At 64.3% G+C, this 17,083-nt stretch carries 11 protein-coding genes; 7 read left to right on the top strand and 4 right to left on the bottom strand.

What is annotated here, in order from left to right:
• Positions 1–81 precede the first annotated feature (81 nt).
• The gene (locus tag M2395_RS19635; RefSeq protein WP_015636846.1) at positions 82–1,503 is read right to left on the bottom strand and encodes an amino acid permease; all 1,422 of its coding nucleotides are present in this window, start codon (positions 1,501–1,503) and stop codon (positions 82–84) included.
• Positions 1,504–1,980: 477 nt separating this feature from the next.
• On the opposite strand from M2395_RS19635, the gene M2395_RS19630 reads away from it, so the two are divergent.
• The 3 genes from M2395_RS19630 to M2395_RS19620 all read left to right on the top strand — a co-directional run bounded on the left by M2395_RS19630 (position 1,981) and on the right by M2395_RS19620 (position 6,569).
• The gene (locus tag M2395_RS19630) at positions 1,981–5,088 is read left to right on the top strand and encodes a transglycosylase domain-containing protein (RefSeq protein WP_077934710.1); all 3,108 of its coding nucleotides are present in this window, start codon (positions 1,981–1,983) and stop codon (positions 5,086–5,088) included.
• 120 nt (positions 5,089–5,208) lie between these two features.
• Positions 5,209–5,787, top strand: coding sequence for a PadR family transcriptional regulator (locus M2395_RS19625; RefSeq protein WP_011063161.1), 579 nt, complete (start codon positions 5,209–5,211; stop codon positions 5,785–5,787).
• Positions 5,784–6,569 (top strand): siderophore-interacting protein, encoded by a 786-nt coding sequence (locus M2395_RS19620; RefSeq protein WP_015636848.1) that lies wholly within the window; start codon positions 5,784–5,786, stop codon positions 6,567–6,569. Before M2395_RS19625 ends, M2395_RS19620 begins: the two co-directional genes overlap by 4 nt.
• Before the next feature lie 72 nt (positions 6,570–6,641).
• On the opposite strand, the gene M2395_RS19615 is transcribed toward M2395_RS19620, so the two are convergent.
• Together M2395_RS19615 and M2395_RS19610 are read right to left on the bottom strand one after the other, a co-directional pair.
• Positions 6,642–7,310, bottom strand: a complete 669-nt coding sequence (locus M2395_RS19615; protein ID WP_072450854.1) for a Pr6Pr family membrane protein — start codon at positions 7,308–7,310, stop codon at positions 6,642–6,644.
• Positions 7,311–7,318: 8 nt separating this feature from the next.
• Positions 7,319–7,549: a VF530 family DNA-binding protein gene (locus M2395_RS19610; protein ID WP_019093117.1), complete on the bottom strand. Its 231-nt coding sequence runs from the start codon at positions 7,547–7,549 to the stop codon at positions 7,319–7,321.
• A gap of 265 nt (positions 7,550–7,814) precedes the next feature.
• Between M2395_RS19610 and M2395_RS19605 the strand changes: the two genes are divergently transcribed.
• The gene (locus M2395_RS19605) at positions 7,815–9,854 is read left to right on the top strand and encodes a TonB-dependent receptor (protein ID WP_053153553.1); all 2,040 of its coding nucleotides are present in this window, start codon (positions 7,815–7,817) and stop codon (positions 9,852–9,854) included.
• Between the two features lie 65 nt (positions 9,855–9,919).
• On the opposite strand, the gene M2395_RS19600 is transcribed toward M2395_RS19605, so the two are convergent.
• The gene (locus M2395_RS19600) at positions 9,920–11,308 is read right to left on the bottom strand and encodes a PLP-dependent aminotransferase family protein (RefSeq protein ID WP_053153556.1); all 1,389 of its coding nucleotides are present in this window, start codon (positions 11,306–11,308) and stop codon (positions 9,920–9,922) included.
• A gap of 306 nt (positions 11,309–11,614) precedes the next feature.
• Between M2395_RS19600 and M2395_RS19595 the strand changes: the two genes are divergently transcribed.
• The 3 genes from M2395_RS19595 (at position 11,615) to M2395_RS19585 (ending at position 16,956) form a co-directional block, all read left to right on the top strand.
• Positions 11,615–12,817, top strand: a complete 1,203-nt coding sequence (locus M2395_RS19595) for a benzoate/H(+) symporter BenE family transporter (protein ID WP_123431376.1) — start codon at positions 11,615–11,617, stop codon at positions 12,815–12,817.
• Positions 12,818–13,044: 227 nt separating this feature from the next.
• Positions 13,045–14,418 carry a carbohydrate porin gene (locus tag M2395_RS19590; protein WP_077934711.1) on the top strand — a complete coding sequence of 458 codons (1,374 nt, stop codon included), beginning with the start codon at positions 13,045–13,047 and terminating at the stop codon, positions 14,416–14,418.
• 117 nt (positions 14,419–14,535) lie between these two features.
• Entirely contained in the window at positions 14,536–16,956 is a 2,421-nt protein-coding gene (locus M2395_RS19585; protein WP_015636854.1) for a glucose/quinate/shikimate family membrane-bound PQQ-dependent dehydrogenase, read from the top strand.
• The last annotated feature ends 127 nt before the right edge of the window (positions 16,957–17,083 follow it).

The following is a 17,083-nucleotide window of genomic DNA, read 5'->3' as shown; positions in this document are numbered from 1 at the left end:
CGGCCTTTGCAGGTCGCCGGATTTCTGGTCTCAGCGTTTCAGTCCGGGATGCTCAAGCCAGCCGCATCACCCAAGCGCAGGTCAGGACGCCGATCGCGCCGAACCTTGCTGGACATTGGTCGGTTGCAGCTTGAACAGATAGAACAGCACCGTCAGCAGCACCAGGAACGCCGGGCCGACATAGAGCGCCACACGGGTATCCGGGAAGTAGGCCATCAGCCCCACCACCAGTACCAGGAAGGCCAGGGCCAGGTAGGAACTGATCGGGTACAGCCACATGCGGTACTTCAGGCCGGCACGTTCTGCCGGGCTCAGGCCCTTGCGGAACTTGAGCTGGGCCAGAAGGATCATCACCCAGGTCCAGATCGCACCGAAGGTGGCGATGGAGGTCACCCAGACGAACACTTTTTCCGGCACCAAATAGTTCAGCAGCACGCCCAGCAGCAGGGCGAAGATCGACAGCAGCAACGCGCGACGTGGCACGCCGTTGTTCGAGGTCTTGGCGAAGCCGGCCGGGGCCTGGCCGTTCTGCGCCAGGCTGTAGAGCATGCGCCCGGTGCTGAAGATGCCGCCGTTGCAGGACGACAGCGCAGCGGTGATCACCACGAAGTTGATGATGCCGGCGGCGGTCTTGATACCCAGGCGCTCGAAGGTCATCACGAAGGGGCTGCCCTGGGTGCCAATCTCGTTCCACGGGTAGATCGACAGGATCACGAACAGCGCGCCCACGTAGAACAGCAGGATGCGCCAGAACACCGAGCCGATGGCGTTGGGAATGGTCTTTTGCGGGTTACGCGCTTCACCGGCGGTGAGGCCGATCATCTCTACGCCCAGGTAGGCGAACATCACCATCTGCAGGGACATCAGCACGCCGGTCACGCCATTGGGCATGAAGCCGCCGTGGGTCCACAGGTTGGAGATGCCCAGGGCCACGCCGTCATTGCCGAAACCGAAGGCGATGATACCGATACCGCCGACCACCATGGCGATGATGGTGACGATCTTGATCAGGGCGAACCAGAACTCGAACTCACCGAAGGCCTTGACCGCGATCAGGTTGATCGAGCCCATGCTCACCAGGGCCGCCAGGGCCCAGATCCAGCGCGGCACATCGGGGAACCAGATCCCCATGTACACCGCCACTGCGGTGATTTCCGCAACACAGGTCACCAGCCACAGGAACCAGTAGTTCCAGCCGGTGAGAAAGCCCGCCAGCGGGCCCAGGTAGTCTTGTGCGTAACGGCTGAAGGAACCTGCGACCGGGTTATGCACCGCCATCTCGCCGAGGGCGCGCATGATCACCAGGATCGCCAGGCCGCCAATGATGTAGGACAGCATGATGGCCGGGCCGGCCATCTCGATGGCCTTGGCCGAGCCGAGGAACAGGCCGACACCGATACAGGCGCCGAGGGCCATCAAGCGAATATGCCGTTCGCCGAGTTCGCGTTTCAGCGGGCCGCCCTGAGCGGTCTCGCCGTGGGGCAGTTGGTTGCCAACTGGCATAGAGATACAACCTCATTTTGTTATTGGATATGAACCACCGAGCCTTCGAAGCACCAGCGGATAGCCGAAGCTTGCTCGACCGCACCGGCCTTGTGGGACGGAGCGTCTGGTAGGACAAGACCTGCCAGATCAGCGGGGTGCGCAGTATAAAAAGCTCCCGACAGGGCTTTTCACTCTATAAGTTGCAATATTCAGAGAGAAATCTCGGCAAATACCGCTTTCACGGAGAAGCATTACCTGCTTTTTGCCCTGAAACCTCACTCGGAAAGGGCCGGGAGTATTGCACAGGCCTGGTGCATCGTCATGCCCCTACCTAGGGCGTATTTACCTGGGAAAAGGCTCTACCCTGTGGCGAGGGAGCTTGCTCCCTTGCCACAGAAGCGGGGCCGGGTCGTTTTCACATTTTCTTCACCGACGCCCACCACCGACTAAGCTTCAGGCAAGTCCGATCAATCTGCGTGAATGGATCAATCGACTATGGGCGCTCTGTGGCAGACCGATTCGCATAAGAACGCAGTGCCAAGCCACAGCGAGGACGAAACGCCTTTACCGAAACGCCGCAAATCCCGCCGTTATGCCTGGCGCCTGTTCTGGCTGTTGCTGCTGATCGCCCTGATTGCCCTTGGCTTTGCCGCTGCCCGGGAGATGCGCACCTCGAAACTCCAGGCCCGGGAATTCAGCCGGCTGGCCGCTGACCTGAGCTACTCCCTGGAGCCCGGCCCCAGTGATGCCGTGCTCTATCCCGGTGCCGGGCCGTTCGACCGGCGCCTGGGCTACAGCGCCCTGGGGGAGTTCCTGCCACGCTTGCTCAAGCGCGGTTACCTGATCGACGCCCAGACGCGTTTCTCCCCGGCACTGATGGACTACAGCAAAAGCGGATTTTTCGTGCCCTACACCGAAAAGATCCAGGCTGGCCTGTCCATTACCGACTGCCGCGCCGCGCCCCTGTACCAGTTCAATTACCCGCAACAGCTGTATGAGAGCTTTGCCAGTATTCCGCCGCTGGTGGTGCACAGCCTGCTGTTCATCGAGAACCGCGATCTGCTGGCCCCCAAGCCGGCCGAGGCCAACCCGGCGGTGGACTGGCCGCGCTTTGCCAAGGCCGCCTGGTCGCAGATCGCCCGGCTCTTGCACCTGCCGGGGCAGAGCGCCGGGGGTAGCACCCTGGCCACCCAGTTGGAAAAATACCGCCATTCGCCGGATGGCCTGACGGTATCCGGGGGCGAGAAGATCCGGCAGATGGTTTCCGCCAGCGTGCGGGCCTATCAGGACGGCCCACAGACCCTGGAGGCCCGCAAACGCATCGTGCGCGACTACCTCAACAGCGTGCCGCTGTCCGCGGTGCCCGGCCACGGCGAAGTGCACGGCATGGCCGAGGGGCTGCGGGTCTGGTATGGCGCTGACTTCGACAAGGTCAACCAGGTGCTCGGCAGCACCGCCATGGACTCGAAAAGCCTCGCCGCACGAGGGCTGGCCCTGCGCCAGGTGCTGTCACTGATGATTGCCCAGCGCCGTCCCTCCCATTACCTGGCCAAGGGGCGCGCAGAACTGGCGGATCTGACGGACAGCCATATCCGCCTGCTGGCACAGAACAACGTCATCGACCCGGCGCTGAGCAGCGCCGCCCTGGCCAGCCAGGTGACCTACCGGGACTGGCAGCAGCAGCCGACCATTCAGCCGATCGAGACCAACAAGGGCATCAGCGTCGCCCGCAGCCGCCTCGCCGCCCTGCTCAACCGGCCACTGTATGACCTGGACCGCCTCGACCTCTCGGCCACCAGCACCTTGCAGAGCGACCTGCAGCGCCAGGCCACCGAGTACCTCAAGCACCTTGCGGACCCGGCCTTTGCCGCGCAGATTGGTGTGCTAGGCGAACGCCTGCTGACCCCCACCAGCACCACCCAGGTGCGCTACAGCTTCACCCTGTTCGAACTGACCCCCGACGGCTCGCGGGTGCGGGTGCAGACCGACAGCACCGACCAGCCTTTCGACATCAACGAAGGCAGCAAGCTGGAACTGGGCTCCACCGCCAAGCTGCGGGTGCTGACCACCTACCTGCAGATCATTTCCGAGCTGCACGACAAGTACGCCGGGCAAACACCCGCGCAGTTGAAAAAGATCCCGGTGAACGAGCAGGACCGCCTGAGCCGCTGGGCCCTCGACTACCTGATGCAGAACAGCGACCGCAGCCTGCCGAAGATGCTCGACGCCGCCCTGGACCGCACCTACTCCGCCAGCCCCGGCGAGGCCTTCTTCACCGGTGGCGGGGTGCATCACTTCCACAACTTTCGCAACGAAGACAACGGCCGCAGCCCGACCCTGCGCGATGCCCTGCGCGAATCCATCAACCTGCCGTTCATCCGCCTGATGCGCGACCTGGTGCGCTACAGCACTTATGGCGGCGACAGCAGCAGCGCCGAATTGCTCAAGGACGACCAGAACCCGCGGCGCCAGGAGTACCTGGCACGCTTTGCCGACCGTGAGGGCACCTCGTTCCTGCTGCGTTTCTGGAAGAAGTACCGCAACAAGGACACCCAGTCGCGCCTGGAAACCTTCCTCGACAGCATGCACCCCACGGCAATCCGCCTCGCCGCCGTGCACCGCTACCTGCTGCCGGACGCCAGCCAGGAGAGCTTCAACCGCTTCGTCCGGGCCCACATGAAGAGCGCCAAGGTCAGCGAGAAGCTCACCGACGAGCGCCTGGACAAGCTCTACGCCAGCTACGGCCCCGGCGCCTATGACCTGCCGGACCAGGGCTACATCGCCAAGGTCCACCCCCTGGACCTCTGGCTGCTGGGCTACCTGATGAACAACCCGGAGGCGAACTTCACCCAGATCGTCAAGGCCAGCGAGTTCGAGCGCCAGGAGGTCTACAGCTGGCTGTTCAAGAGCCGCCATCGCAGTGCCCGCGACAGCCGTATCCGCACCATGCTGGAGATCGAGGCCTTCCTCGATATCCACCAGCGCTGGCAGAGCGTCGGCTATCCGTTCGACCACCTGGTACCGTCCCTGGCCACTGCTATCGGCAGCTCCGGCGACCGCCCCGCGGCGTTGGCGGAACTGGTGGGCACCATCCTCAACGACGGCGTGCGCCTGCCAACCTTGCGCATCGACAGCCTGCACTTCGCCGCCGGCACGCCCTATGAAACCCGCCTGCTCAACGACCCGGACAAGGGCAAGCGGGTGATGCCCTCGGAGGTGGCCACGGCGCTGCGCGGAGCCTTGTCGCAGGTGGTGGATGCCGGCACCGCGAAACGGGTGTCCGGCAGCTTCAAGCTGGCTGATGGCACGCCATTGGCCATGGGCGGCAAGACCGGTACCGGCGACAACCGCATCGAAGCCATTGGCGCCGGCGGGCGGGTGTTGAGCTCCAAATCCATCAACCGCACCGCAACCTTCGTGTTCTACATCGGCGACCACCATTTCGGCACCCTTACCGCCTACGTGCCGGGGGCCTCGGCCCAGGCCTTCAGATTCACCTCGGCCTTGCCGGTGCAGGTGCTCAAGGGCATGGCGCCGATCCTCATGCCCTACCTGCAACCGGGCAGTGGCACCCAATGCCTGGGCAGCGTGGCGCAACGCTGAATCACGACAGGCAGCCCCCTCTCTCTCCGACAAACGGCAGCATTGCCGCAGGCAGAAGTGCTTGCGTCACTCTTAAGATATATCTTAAGTTATGTCTAAATCGAAACGGAGAAAGAGAAAATGAGAGAGCACCACCACCCTCCCCATCGCGAGCACGGGGACAGCCATGAGATCTTCGAACGCCGCCCGGGCCGCGAACGCGGTGGCCGCGGGCCCCGGGTATTCGCCCCCGGCGACCTGAAACTGCTGCTGTTGGCGCTGATCGCCGAGCAGCCCTGCCACGGCTACGACCTGATCCGCCAGATCGAAAGCATGTTCGACGGCGCCTACAGCCCCAGCCCCGGGGTGATCTACCCGACCCTGACCTTTCTCGAAGAAAGCGAAATGATCCAGGGCGATGCCGAAGGCGGCAAAAAGCGCTACAGCGTGACCGACGCCGGACGTCTTTCCCTGCAGGAGCAGGCCATCGCCCTGGACGGCGTGCGCATGCGCATCGAGGTCAGCAAGCGTTCCCTGCGCGGACATGATCGCCCCGCTGAAATCCACGAGGCGGTGCACAACCTGCGCCACGCCCTGCAAATGCACCATGGCCGCTGGAGCCCGGAAGAAATCCTTCGGGTGCGCGACCTGCTGAACAACACCGCCAAGGCCATTGTCGATGGTCCTGTGAGCCACCCCGCCCCGGAGAAAAGCCAATGACTGCCAGCCCAGAACTGTCCATCCATCGGGTCATGCACGAGATCAAGCGCCGCCGCCTGGAGGTGCTGCGCGTAGTCGACCTGACCCCGCGCATGCGCCGCATCACCCTGGGCGGCCCTGAGCTGGCCGGGTTCATCAGCCTGGGCAGCGACGACCATGTGAAGCTGCTGTTCCCGCAGAACGCCGAACAGCAAGCCGCCCTGGAAACCCTGGTACTGGGCCCGGGCAAGGACAGCGGCCCGATGCCCGCCATGCGCGACTACACCCCGCGCCGCTATGACCTGGAGCTGGGCGAACTGGACATCGACTTCGTGCTCCACGGCGACGGCCCCGCCTCCACCTGGGCCGAACAGGCCGCACCGGGCCAGTTCCTGCACATCGGCGGGCCACGGGGCTCGATGGTGGTGCCGGATATCTTCGACAGCTACCTGCTGATCGGCGATGAAACCGCGCTGCCGGCCATTGCCCGGCGCCTGGAAGAACTGCCGGCCGGGCGCCAGGTGCTGGCGGTGATCGAGGTGCAGAACGCCGCCGAACGCCAGGCTCTGGACAGCGCCGCCCAGGTGCAGGTGATCTGGGTTGAACGGGACGCAGGCGGGCAGGACCTGATCAGCACGGTGCGCCAGGTGCAGGTGCCGCAAGGCAAGCTGTATGCCTGGGTAGCCACCGAGAGCAAGGTGTCGCGCCAGGTGCGTCGAGTGCTGCTGGATGAGCACCAGCTCAACGACGAATTCGTCAAGGCCGCCGGTTACTGGCGCCTGGACAGCAGCGAAGAAGAATAATCGCGCATCAGGGTAGGAACTGGCTTGCCAGCGAAGGCGGTCCCAAGGGCCCCCTCACCGGCAAGCCGGCTCCTACGGGACCCGGGACCGGAGTTTACCCAGCCAGCGGTCCAGCCCCAGCAGCAGCAGGGATACCAGGACGAACCCCGCCAATATCCCGAGGGCATTGAGCAGCACCCGGGGGTAGCCCAGCCTGTCCACGGAGATGAAGGGATAGGGGTACAGCCCAAGCAAGTGCCCACGCAGCAACAGGTAGGCGAAATACACAATCGGGTAGAGCGTCCACCACCCGATGTGCCTCATCCGCAGCCCGCCCTTGGGCACGCAACACCACCAATAGACCAGGAACAGCAGCGGCATCACGTCATGCAGCAACTCGTCCGCCAGCCATTGCCAACCCTGGGGATGCCAGAGGTGGCGCAACAGCAGGCTGTAGGCCAGCCCCACCAGCAGAATGCTCGCCGCCACGGCGCCGCTGACCCAGGGCTGGAGCATGAACGCCTGCCCCTTGGAAACCCGCAGGTTGAGGGCGCAGGTCAGCACGCTGGCCACCAGGGTATTGCTGAGCACGGTGAAGAAACTGAAGAAGTTCACCAGCCCGCCCAGCAGGCTGGCGCCACTGTCCCAGCGCAACAGCAGGATCAGGTACAGCTGGACGGTCAGCCCGAACCAGCCAAGGATCGCCGCCACGGCAATCAGGCCACGCCGAGTGCACAGCCCCGGCAGCGAGAAGCCAGCCATAAAGCTCCTTAAAGCGGGCGCTTGGTACGTTGCAACTTCACATAGAGTTTCTCGACCTTCTCCCTCGCCCAGGGCGTCTTGCGCAGGAAGGTCAGGCTCGACTTGATGCTCGGGTCGCTCTTGAAGCAGCGGATATCAATGCGTTCGGCCAGCCCCGACCACTCGTAGTGTTCCACCAGCGCCTTGAGGATCTGTTCCAGGGTCACGCCATGCAGCGGGTCGGTGTGGGTGTCGGTCATGCCAGGCCTTTGCGGGAAGAAAATGAGGAAAGCCGCGCACCTTAGCCGAGGGCTTGGCCCCGCGCCAGCACGCTTGAGTAACTGTAGTCGCAGCCCGTCACCGAGGTGATCGGGCATGAACGGCGAAAAGTTCCTGGCTTTTCGAAATAAAAGAGATGTTATATTGTATCAATCAATAACAACTCACCCGCATTTTGGGCACCCCCGTGTCCCGCCTGCTCACTGACTCAAAGCGCCTAGCGCTCTGTTCGCCAAGGAATGACCGATGTCCCGCTCAACTCCCCGCCCTTCTCGCTCCCTGCTCTGGCGCCTGTCGCCACTGTCCGCCGCGCTGCTGATCGCCTCCCAGGCCCATGCCGTGGAATTGCCCCAGCAGGTCATCACCGCCAACCCCCTGGGCAGCACCGAACTGGCCGCCCCAAGCACTGTGCTGGAAGGCGACCAACTGACCCTGGAACAAAAAGGCAGCCTCGGTGAAACCCTGAACAAACAGCCGGGCGTGTCTTCATCCTACTTCGGGCCGGGGGCCAGCCGGCCGATCATTCGCGGCCTGGATGGCGACCGGATTCGCATTCTGCAGAACGGCGTCGGGGCCCTCGACGCCTCGTCGCTGTCCTACGACCATGCGGTGCCCCTGGACCCGGTTAACGTCGAGCGCATCGAGATCGTCCGCGGCCCGGCGGCCCTGCTGTACGGCGGCAACGCCATTGGCGGGGTGGTCAACAGCTTCGACAATCGGATTCCCACCGAGGCCATCGAGGGCATCCACGGGGCGGGCGAGTTGCGCTACGGCGGCGCCGACACCACCCGCAGCAGCGCCGGCAAGCTGGAAGCCGGCGATGGCACCTTTGCCCTGCACCTGGATGCCAACTCGCGGCAGTTCAATGACCTGAAGATTCCCGGCTACGCCCGCAGCCGTCACGCTGCGGCCAGTGAAGACGGGGATGGCAAGAAAGGCCGCCTGGGCAACAGCGACGGTCGCCAGGACGGCGGTGCCATCGGCGGTTCCTACACCTGGGACGACGGCTATGCCGGCCTGTCCTACAGCAACTACGACTCCAACTACGGCTCCCCCGCCGAAGAAGACGTGCGCATCCGCATGAAGCAGGACCACTACGCCTTCGCTTCGGAACTGCGCAACCTGCAGGGCCCGTTCAGCTCGCTCAAGTTCAACGCCGGCTACACCGACTACGAACACCGCGAGATCGAGGGCGGCGAAACCGGCACCACCTTCAAGAACAAGGGCTACGAGGCCCGTGTCGAGGCCCGGCACCAGCCGCTGGGCCCGCTCGAAGGGGTGATCGGTGCACAGGTCAACCGCAACGAATTCTCCGCCCTGGGCGAAGAAGCCTTCGTGCCACAGACCGATACCAACAGCGGCGCGCTGTTCATCCTCGAAGAACTGCAAGCCACCGAACGCCTGCGGCTCAGCCTCGGCGGGCGCCTGGAACACACCACCGTGGACCCGGACAGCAAGGGCAACGAACGCTTCGCCCAGGCCGACAAGTCCAGCAGCTTCACCGCCGGCAGCCTGTCCTCGGGGGCGGTCTACACCCTGACCCCGGTCTGGTCCCTGGCCGCGACCCTGGGCTACACCGAGCGCGCCCCGACCTTCTACGAGCTGTATGCCAACGGCGCCCACGTCGCCACCGGCACCTATGAAGTGGGCAGCGCCAAGCTATCGAAGGAAAAAGCCGTGTCCAGCGACCTAGCCCTGCGCTTCGACAACGGCATCCACAAAGGCAGCGTCGGCGTGTTCTACAGCCACTTCTCCAACTACATCGGCCTGCTGGGCACGGGGCGCACCCTCAACGATGAAGGCGAAGAAGATGCGACAGGTATCCCGGAATACGCCTACAGCGGAGTGCGGGCACGCTTCAGTGGGATCGAGGCCCAGGATCGCTGGACCCTGGGGGAAAACGCCTACGGCAAGTTCGCCCTGGAACTGTCCGGCGACTACACCCGGGCCAAGAACCTGGATAACGGCCAGGACCTGCCCCGCATCGCTCCATTGCGCCTGAACAGTGGCCTGCTGTGGGAACTGGACCGCTGGCAGGCACGCCTGGATGTACAACATGCCGCCAGCCAGGGCCGGGTGCCGGACAACGAAAGCGGCACCGATGGCTACACCACCTTTGGCGCCAGTGCCGGTTATCGCTTCGATATCGGACATAGCCAGTGGCTGGCCTTCGTCAAGGGCGAGAACCTGACCAACCAGACCGTGCGCTATGCCAGCTCGATCCTGCGGGATATCGCGCCGGCCGCCGGGCGCAGTGTGGAAGTGGGGTTGCGTACTACCTTTTAAGGCCCTGTTCGCCGGCAAGCCGGCTCCTACACGGCCCCGTAGGAGCCGGCTTGCCGGCCAAGGGTTTAGCGGTAACGCCGCGGGTCAGCCTCGATCAGGCTGGCCAGCTGGGTCAGGGCAAAGCGCAACTCGTCCTGGGTGGTGGGCGACATCAATACCACCCGCACACAACGGGAGCTGGCACCGCGTTCCACCTGGAACTGGCTGCCGCTCATCACCAGCACGCCATTGGCTCGGGCCAGGGTGGCGAACTCATCGCCCGTCCAGGGCTCCGGCAAGGTCAGCCACAGGTGATAGCTGTGGGGCTGGGTCCGGATCTCCAGGCCGGCAAACACGTCCCGGGCAATCGCCTGGCGCGCTGCCGCTTCATTGCGCTGGGTCTGTACCAGCTTGCGGTCCAAGCCTTCGACAATCACATTGCTGGCCAATTGCGCGGTCAGCGGCGACGGCATCCACACGCTGCTACGGACCATGGAACTCAGCCGCGACAGCAGCTTTGGCGGGCTGTAGAGGTAACCCACGCGCAACGCCGGCATGATCGCCTTGGACAGGCTGGTGAGGTACACCGAACGCTGCGGCGCATAGCTCGCCAGCGGCTTGATCGACGGATCGGTGGCGAGAAAGCCGTAGATATCGTCGTCGATGATCAGGAAGTCGAACTCTTCGGCGATTGCCGCAATTTGCGCCCGACGCCTTGGCGACATGATCGCCGTGGTGGGGTTCTGGCAACTGGCGACGCACACCAGCAGCGCCGGTTTTTCCCGCAGGCACTGCTCGCGCAGGGCCTCGGGGAGTATCCCCTCTTCATCCATGGCCACGCCCCGCAGGCGCCGCTCCAGGCCGTGGGCCACGGAGATGATGCCCGGGTAGCAGAGCGACTCGCAAAGCACCAGGTCGCCGGCGTTGCTCAGGGCGCTGATGGCCACCATCAGCCCGTGCTGGGCACCGGAGGTAATGACCACCTGCTGCCAGTTGGCCTCGGGCAAGGAATGCCGCAACCACTGCGCCCCGGCCTCGCGATGAGCCGGGTGGCCTCCATCGGGGGCGTAGTCCAGCGCCCGGCCGAAGTCACTGCTGCGGGCCATGCCCACCAGGGCGCCACGCAACCAGTACTCCAGGGTTTCGCTGTAGGGCTTGATGATCGACAGGTCCAGGGCTTCGGCCTGCCCCAGGGACAGGGACGGAGCGCTGGAACCTTCGGGCAACACCAGCGGCGGCTGCGCCAGCACGTAAGTGCCGCGGCCGACTTCGCCCTGCACCAACCCGCGCCGCTGAGCTTCGCTGTAGGCGCGGCTGATGGTGCCAGGAGTGACATTCAGGGTTACCGCCAGCTCGCGCAGGGTCGGCAAGCGGTCACCATCATTCAACAAACCGCTGCCGATATCCCGCGCCAGGGCGTCGGCGATGGACAGGTAGACCGGTTGATTGAACTCGCTTAACTGGGGAACCCACATGGAGGCTGATGACCATCGGCTGCGTTGAGGTGGACCGGAGCATATCACAGCCATGGATCGCCCCTTAACATCGACTCATTTGGAAAATTGATTCGATCTTCAAGCCAAACTGGCGACTCAAAACCGCTAAAAAATTTTTATATGATCTATAAATCCCTATAAATCATTAAGTTATCAACAAACCACAGCCAACTTCGGTAGAGCCATCCCGAGAAACAATTGAATCGATTCAATTCATTGAAATACACTCAACCAACACCAACCCAATCGACTCAATCCCTCCCACCCATGCCCAGTCGAGATGCCATGCACAGTCTCAGCAAGGACCTGTCCCTCTCCGCCGTGATCGCCGGCCTGATCGCCGTGATCATTTCCTACGCCGGCCCCTTGATCATCGTGTTCCAGGCCGCCCGCGAAGCCCATCTGCCCAGCGACCAGGTGTCATCGTGGATCTGGGCCATCTCCATCGGCAGCGGCCTCACCGGCCTGCTGCTGAGCTGGCGCCTGAAAGTGCCGGTGATCACCGCCTGGTCCACCCCCGGCGCGGCGCTGATGGTGTCGATGCTACCCACGGTGTCGCTGCCCCAGGCCATCGGCGCCTACATCGTGGCCTCATTGCTCATCGCGCTGGTCGGGCTTTCCGGGGCCTTCGACAAGCTCATGAGCCGCCTGCCCAAGGCGATTGCCGCCGCCATGCTGGCGGGCATCCTGTTCCGCTTCGGCGCCGGCCTGTTCACTTCGGTCAGCCTGCAACCGGCCCTGGTGCTGGCGATGATCGCCGCCTACCTGCTGGGCAAGCGCCTGTCACCCCGCTACGCGATCCTCGCGGTGCTGCTGGTGGGCTGCGCGATGGCCGCAGGCCTGGGCGAACTCAATGGCGGTGCCATCACCCTGGCGGTGGCCCAGCCGATCTTCATCGCTCCCGAGTGGAGCTGGCACGCCATCATCAACATCGGCCTGCCCCTGGCCCTGGTCACCCTGACCGGGCAATACGTGCCGGGCATGGCGGTGATGCGCAGCGCCGGCTACAACACCCCGGCCCGCTCGATCATTTCCTGGACAGCCATCACCTCGGCACTGCTGGCGCCGTTCGGCTCCCACGGGATCAACCTGGCGGCCATCACCGCTGCCATCTGCACCGGCCGCGAAGCCCATGAAGACAAGGACAAGCGCTACATCGCCGGGATCGCCTGCGGCCTGTTCTACATCCTCATGGGGATTTTCGGCGCGACCCTGGCCTCGGTGTTCGCCGCCCTGCCCAAGGAACTGATTGCGGCACTGGCCGGCCTGGCCCTGTTCGGCGCCATCAGCGCCGGGTTGAGCGGCGCCATGGCCGACGAAAAACAGCGTGAAGCGGCGCTGATCACCTTCCTGGTCACGGCATCGGGCATGAGCTTCCTGGGCCTGGCGGCCGCGTTCTGGGGGTTGATCTTCGGCCTGGTGGCGCACTTTGCCCTGAGCCACACCCGGCACAAACCCAGCCTCGCCCAGGCCAGCGCCCCACGCTGAGCAGAGCCCGGGCCGGGAACTGTTACCGATTGCGAAACTGTTCATGTCAATAAAAGCGCTTTCTCTCCCGGAGACGGCGCTTTATCCTTAGCCCCCTAATAAAGCTGAACCGTTTCATCTTTCCCTTTGAAATCAGTGGCCTGCCGTTCGCGATCAACCTGCATCGACGCTACGCGCCATGCCCTTGCTTCTGCCTATTCCTAGAAAAAGACCTTATCCGAATGCCTATGCCCACTTTTCAGCGTTTAAAAGACAGCGCTGTCCTGACTTCCGTCGCCCTGCCCAAGAGCCTGAGCCTGCTCGGCGCCCTTGGATTTGCCGCCTGCGCCCAGGCCGCACCGGCCTTCGACAGTGACTCACCGTGGATGCTCGGCGACTGGAATGGCACCCGCACGGAACTGGCCAACAAAGGCTACGACTTCAAGATCGACTACGTCGGCGAGATGGGCGCCAACCTGCACGGTGGCTACGACCACGACCGCACCGCGCGCTACAGCGACCAGTTTGCCTTCGGCAGCCACCTGGACCTGCAGAAGATCCTCGGCTGGGACGACGCCGAATTCCAACTGACGGTGACCAAGCGCGACGGCGACAACATCAGCAACGACCGGATCAACGACCCGCGGGTCGGCGGCTTCACCTCGGCCCAGGAAGTCTGGGGCCGCGGCCAGACCTGGCGCCTGACGCAAATGTGGTACCAGCAGAAATTCTTCGACCAGAAGCTCGACATCAAGGCCGGCCGCTTCGGCCAGGGCGAAGACTTCAACAGCTTCCCCTGCGACTTCCAGAACCTGGCGTTCTGCGGCTCCCAGGTGGGCAACTGGGCCGGCAGCGTCTGGTACAACTGGCCGGTCAGCCAGTGGGCCCTGCGGGTCAAGTACCACCTGAGCGCCGAGCTCTACGCGCAGATCGGTGCCTATGAGCAGAACCCCTCGAACCTCGATCGCGACAACGGCTTCAAGCTCAGCGGCAGCGGCACCCAGGGCACACTGTTGCCAGTGGAACTGGTGTGGACACCCAAACTCAACGGCCTGGCCGGTGAGTACCGCGCCGGCTATTACTACAGCAGCGCCAAGGCCAGCGACGTCTACAAGGATGGCAATGGCCAGCCTGCAGCCCTGACCGGCGAGGCCTACCGCAGCAGCTCCAGCAAGCACGGCCTGTGGCTGGGCGCGCAACAGCAGGTCACCAGCCAGGCCAGCGACCACTCCCGCGGCCTGAGCCTGTTCGCCAACGTCACCGCCCACGACAAGAAGACCAACGCCATCGACAACTATGTCCAGGCGGGCCTGGTCTACAAGGGGCTGTTCGATGCCCGGGCCAAGGATGACATCGGCTTTGCCCTGGCCCGGGTCCATGTCAACCCGGCGTACCGCAAGAACGCCCAGGCCAGCAACCAGGCCCGGGCGCTCTACGACTACGACAACCCGAGCTACCTGCCGCCCCAGGACACCGAATACAGCGCCGAGCTGTACTACGGCGTGCACCTGGCCAACTGGCTGACCGTGCGCCCCAACCTGCAATACATCCGCCACCCCGGCGGCGTGAGCCGGGTGGACGACGCCCTGATCGGCGGGATCAAGATCCAGAGTTCGTTCTAAGGCCGACAGGCACACAACGACGCCATTCACAGTTTTCAGCTGAACCAAGCCCGCGCCTGATCGTCATCTACAGTGAACATGCGCGGGAACACTCTAAACGTCACGGAGAACCACACTATGAGCACTGAGGGTGCTTCAAGTCCGAGCCGCTTGCTGCCAAGCCTGCTCGGGATCTTGCTGCTGCTAATGGGCCTGGCCTTGCTGGCCGGGGGGATCAAGCTGAGCATGCTCGGCGGCTCGCTGTATTACGTCCTGGCCGGTATCGGCCTGACGTTGACCGGCCTCTTGCTGCTGGCCGGTAAACGCGCGGCACTGGGCCTGTACGCCCTGGTACTGTTCGCCAGTACCGTCTGGTCGCTCTGGGAAATCGGCCTGGACTGGTGGCAACTGGTGCCACGCCTGTCGCTGTGGTTCGCCCTCGGCGTGGTCCTGCTGCTGCCCTGGTTCCGTCGCCCGCTGCTGCGCGATGGCCCGGCCCCGCTGGGCACCGCTGCCCTGAGCGTGGCCGTGGTCCTGGCCGGTGGCGCCGCCATTGGCAGCCAGTTCACCAACCCCGGGGAAATCTCCGGTGACCTGGGCCGCGACACCGCGGACATGACCAGCACCGCGCCGGCCATCCCCGACGGTGAATGGCAGGCCTACGGCCGCACCGAGTTCGGCGATCGCTACTCGCCGCTGAAGCAGATCACCCCGGCCAACATCGGCAAGCTGCAGGAAGCCTGGCGCATCCGCACCGGCGACATGCCGACCGACAAGGACCCGGTGGAAATCACCAACCAGAACACCCCGCTGAAGGTCAACGGCAAGCTCTATGCCTGCACCGCCCACAGCAAGGTGCTGGCCCTGGACCCGGATACCGGCAAGGAAATCTGGCGCTTCGACCCGCAGATCCAGGGCCCCAACGGCGACGACTTCCGTGGCTGGGCACACATGACCTGCCGTGGCGTGTCGTACTACGACGAAGCCAACTTCAAGAACGCCGACGCCATCAGCCAGCCGGCCACCCTGTCCCCGGCGGGCCAGGCCATCGCCACCAGCTGCCCGCGTCGCCTGTTCCTGCCTACCGCCGATGCGCGCCTGATCGCCATCAACGCCGACACCGGCAAGGTCTGTGAAGACTTCGGCACCAAGGGCGCCGTGGACCTGAAGGCCGGTATCGGCCCATTCACCCCGGGCGGCTACTACTCCACCTCCCCGGCGGCCATCACCCGTAACCTGGTGATCATTGGCGGCCACGTGACCGACAACGAGTCGACCAACGAGCCGTCCGGCGTGATCCGCGCCTTCGACGTGCACGACGGCCACCTGGTGTGGAACTGGGATTCGGGCAACCCGGACGAGACCACTCCGCTGCCGGAAGGCAAGACCTATACCCGCAACTCGCCGAACATGTGGTCCCTGGCCAGCGTCGACGAGAAACTGGGCATGGTCTACCTGCCACTGGGCAACCAGATGCCTGACCAATGGGGCGGCAACCGCACCGCGGGCGCCGAGAAATTCAGCGCCGGCACCGTGGCCCTGGACATCGACACCGGCAAGCTGCGCTGGAACTACCAGTTCACCCACCACGACCTGTGGGACATGGACGTGGGCAGCCAGCCGACCCTGCTCGACATGAAGACTGCGGACGGCGTCAAGCCGGCGCTGATCCAGCCGACCAAGCAAGGCAGCCTGTACGTGCTGGACCGTCGCGATGGCACCCCGATCGTGCCGATCCGTGAAGTACCGGCCCCCACTGGCGCTGTCGAAGGCGACCACACCGCGCCAACCCAGGCCCGTTCGGACCTGAACCTGCTGCCGCCGCCACTGGACGAGAAAGCCATGTGGGGCGCCACGCCGTTCGACCAGATGCTGTGCCGCATCCAGTTCAAGGAACTGCGCTATGAAGGCCAGTACACCCCGCCGTCGGTGCAGGGCAGCCTGATCTACCCGGGTAACGTGGGCGTGTTCAACTGGGGCAGCGTGTCCCTGGACCCGGTTCGCCAACTGCTGTTCACCAGCCCGAACTACATGGCCTTCGTTTCCAAGCTGGTGCCGCGTGCCGAAGTGGCCGCCGGGAGCAAGCGCGAAAGCGAGACCTCGGGCGTGCAACCCAACACCGGCGCGCCTTACGCGGTGATCATGCACCCGTTCATGTCGCCGCTCGGCGTACCTTGCCAGGCTCCGGCCTGGGGCTACGTGGCCGGTATCGACCTGACCACCAACAAGGTGGTGTGGAAGCACAAGAACGGCACCAGCCGTGACAGCTCGCCGATCCCGATCGGCCTGCCGATGGGCGTGCCGAGCATGGGCGGCTCCATGGTTACCGGTGGTGGCGTGGGCTTCCTCAGCGGCACCCTGGACCAGTACATCCGCGCCTATGACGTGAAGAACGGCAAGGAGCTGTGGAAATCCCGCCTGCCAGCGGGTGGCCAGGCCACGCCGATGAGCTACACCGGCAAGGATGGCAAGCAGTACGTGCTGGTGGTCGTGGGCGGCCACGGCTCCCTGGGCACCAAGATGGGCGACTACATCATTGCCTACAAACTGTCGGAATAAGCTTTACCGGCAGGCATGAAAAAGGCGGCTACCTTCTGGTAGCCGCCTTTTTTTGTGCCGTTCGCCCTCTGCGTAGGAGCTGGCTTGCCAGCGAAGGCGCGGGCCCGGGCGCTGCATGGCTTGCGGG

Source organism: Pseudomonas sp. BIGb0176, from assembly GCF_024810175.1.
GTDB classification, from domain to species: Bacteria; Pseudomonadota; Gammaproteobacteria; order Pseudomonadales; family Pseudomonadaceae; genus Aquipseudomonas; species Aquipseudomonas protegens.
The sequence above is the reverse complement of the archived record's forward strand: the minus strand, read 5'-3'. Positions and strand labels throughout refer to the sequence as shown.